At 41.1% G+C, this 2431-nt stretch carries 2 protein-coding genes and 2 pseudogenes; 1 reads left to right on the forward strand and 3 read right to left on the reverse strand.

All coding sequences use genetic code 11. The features are described from left to right. Positions 1-263 precede the first annotated feature (263 nt). Positions 264-1328: an endonuclease/exonuclease/phosphatase family protein gene (locus tag O9295_RS17815; RefSeq protein ID WP_288034243.1), complete on the forward strand. Its 1065-nt coding sequence runs from the start codon at positions 264-266 to the stop codon at positions 1326-1328. A gap of 224 nt (positions 1329-1552) precedes the next feature. On the opposite strand, the pseudogene O9295_RS27475 reads toward O9295_RS17815, so the two are convergent. From O9295_RS27475 to O9295_RS17835, 3 genes and pseudogenes are all read right to left on the reverse strand, one after another. Further along, positions 1553-1910 (reverse strand): annotated as a pseudogene (locus tag O9295_RS27475) (type II toxin-antitoxin system PemK/MazF family toxin). 2 nt (positions 1911-1912) lie between these two features. Next, positions 1913-2164 carry a hypothetical protein gene (locus O9295_RS17830; RefSeq protein ID WP_353851874.1) on the reverse strand — a complete coding sequence of 84 codons (252 nt, stop codon included), beginning with the start codon at positions 2162-2164 and terminating at the stop codon, positions 1913-1915. 71 nt (positions 2165-2235) lie between these two features. Further along, positions 2236-2431 (reverse strand): annotated as a pseudogene (locus O9295_RS17835) (hypothetical protein); the annotation flags it as partial.

Raw genomic sequence — 2431 nt, forward strand, 5'->3', positions numbered from 1 at the left:
TGAGGGGGTCAGTTACCTAATTTTCAGGGAAAAAGTACCTGAATTTTACCCCCGATCCCTCCAATGGTCGGCACTTTTTGAGGTCAAAAAAGTCTAAAAGCCTTATCCAACAAGGTTTTTAGATTTATTCAGCAAGCCCTATGTACGGGACAACCAATCCAAAATACCGTTCAATCAAAGACAGAATTTGCTTGTTCCTGTGAATGCCGCTTTCACCCCTAAACGTTTACGATGATGAACAGTAAAGAGTACAGGTCAAACCAATGAAAAGACTGCTCGGCATTGTCATCTTGATAATAGCTTGGGGAGGCTTTATCTTTGCCGACCCAGCCCTCGCCTTAGATGTAGAGGTAGGTCAGCAAGTACAGCTTAAAGCCACAAATCCTCAAGGTGTTCCTTTGCACGAAAATCCTTTTCCGAGTTTAAAGGGAAGATTACCCGATGGTGTAACGGCCACAGTGACCGAAACCGATAGGGAAAAGCATTGGCTAAAAGTACAAATCCCCTCCCAACAAGGTTGGATTATAGAAAAATATGTCGCTCAAGTTTTGGAAGATTCGGTTAACCCCCCTCCGAATCCTCCTATATACGGGTTGCAATTAGCCACCTATAACGTAGAATCACCAAACTTTAACCCCAGAGACACCACCCCCGATAAAGTGGCCGAGGAAATTACAAAGCATCCAGAGGTCATTCTTTGGGGTCTTGAAGAGGTGATGAATCAAGACGATCTCGATCAGTTCACTCAAGCTATGGGTTCAAATTTTACCTCAGTCTTGGGAGAAACGGGCGGTCAAGATAGATTAGCGATCGCTTACGATCAAAGTCAGTTAGAATTAGTGGGTTCTATCAATAATTTATCGGGTTCTGGAGGGTCAAGAAATCCGCTTGTGGGTCAATTTAAACTTCTCGCGGACGGGACTGAATTTTTATTTATGGTCAACCATTTCAACCGTCGTGAAGAGGAAAGAAGAAACCAACAGGCTGATTTCGTCAGAAATTGGAGCAATCAGCAAAGTTTACCGACGATTATAGTGGGAGACTTTAACTTCGATTTTGATCTCAATGAACGAAGAGGTAATACGGCTTTCAATAAGCTCAATCGAGACAACATATTAAAGTGGATTCAACCGGATTGTTTAGCTTCTAATAATTGTCTATCCACTCAATGTAATCCAAATTTTAACGGTATCTTAGATGCTGTTTTTGTCGGTGGAACTGCCAAAAATTGGTCGGCGAGTTCTTCTATAGTTCCTTTTGACTGCTCAAAAGATGCCACGGGATTCCCCGATCATCGTATCGTCAAGGCCGAATTAAAAATCTCTTAGCCGACGACATTCGGGAATTATCGAGCGAATTTGCTTGTTTAACGTTTCACCATGTACAAAAACAAGGTCGGGGCAAGCTAATGTTTGCCCCGACCTTTCTTGTCATAATTAGTGGATTAGAACTTAACCATTGATAGCGGGAGCGGTCATAACCACAGGAGCCTGTTCGCCACTAGCTAAGTCTAAGGGTAAATGGATTATTTAAATCCTTTTATAACCCCCTATTATTCGAGTTCTTGAGGTTCAATAAGCAACTTAATTCCCTGAATAATTAATTTGATTTTTTCCTGAGAAAGTCTTCCGATAGACTCCGTTAAAAGACGCTTATCAACCGTGAAAACCTGTGAAACATTAACAACACTGGATTCAGGTAAATTCCCTTCACCCTCATTCAATAAAACATTACCAATAGCTTTTGCTCGTCTCAAATTGGTTGTTAATGCAACACACAATAACCGTCCCAATTTGTGAATGATTCAGAGCATCATTTTGCACCACAACACAAGGAGGAAGATAAGCAGTTTCAGAACCTTGTGGTTCTCCTAAATCAATCCAATAAATCTCTCCTTGAAAAATCGTCATATTTACTCAGATAATTGGCGTTGATGATGGCGTATTCCCTCTAACATTAAAGTTTCTGATTCGTCCAATCCATCACTATAAGCTTCATTCCAACTATCTATTAATGCTTGTTTAGTTGTTTTTTGATTATTCAATCCTAATTGTTGATGTAACCGCTCCAATAACCATCTTTTATCTTCAAGAGAACAGTCTCGTAACTTTTGTTCCAGTTCAATTATCAGAGAAGATAACATAAAATTGATTCCATTTAACATTGAGCTATATCATAATTCTAACAACAAAAAAGCACCCCCTCGCGGGAGTGCCTTTTCGTTCAGACTAGGAATTAACCATTGATAGCAGGAGCAGTCAGAGCTACGGGAGCCTGTTCACCACTAGCTAAGTCTAAGGGGAAGTTATGTGCATTGCGCTCGTGCATTACTTCCATACCGATACCAGCGCGGTTTAACACATCGGCCCAAGTACCGATTACACGACCTTGAGAATCGAGAATCGACTGGTTGAAGTTGAAACCGTTGAGG

The organism is Microcystis sp. LE18-22.4A, from assembly GCF_027531105.1.
In the GTDB taxonomy this organism is placed as follows: domain Bacteria; phylum Cyanobacteriota; class Cyanobacteriia; order Cyanobacteriales; family Microcystaceae; genus Microcystis; species Microcystis aeruginosa.

Coding starts and splice junctions, on each gene's coding strand:
- O9295_RS17815 (WP_288034243.1), top strand. CDS start 264: ATGAAAAGACTGCTCGGCATTGTCATCTTGATAATAGCTTGGGGAGGC.
- O9295_RS17830 (WP_353851874.1), bottom strand. CDS start 2,164: ATGTTAAATGGAATCAATTTTATGTTATCTTCTCTGATAATTGAACTG.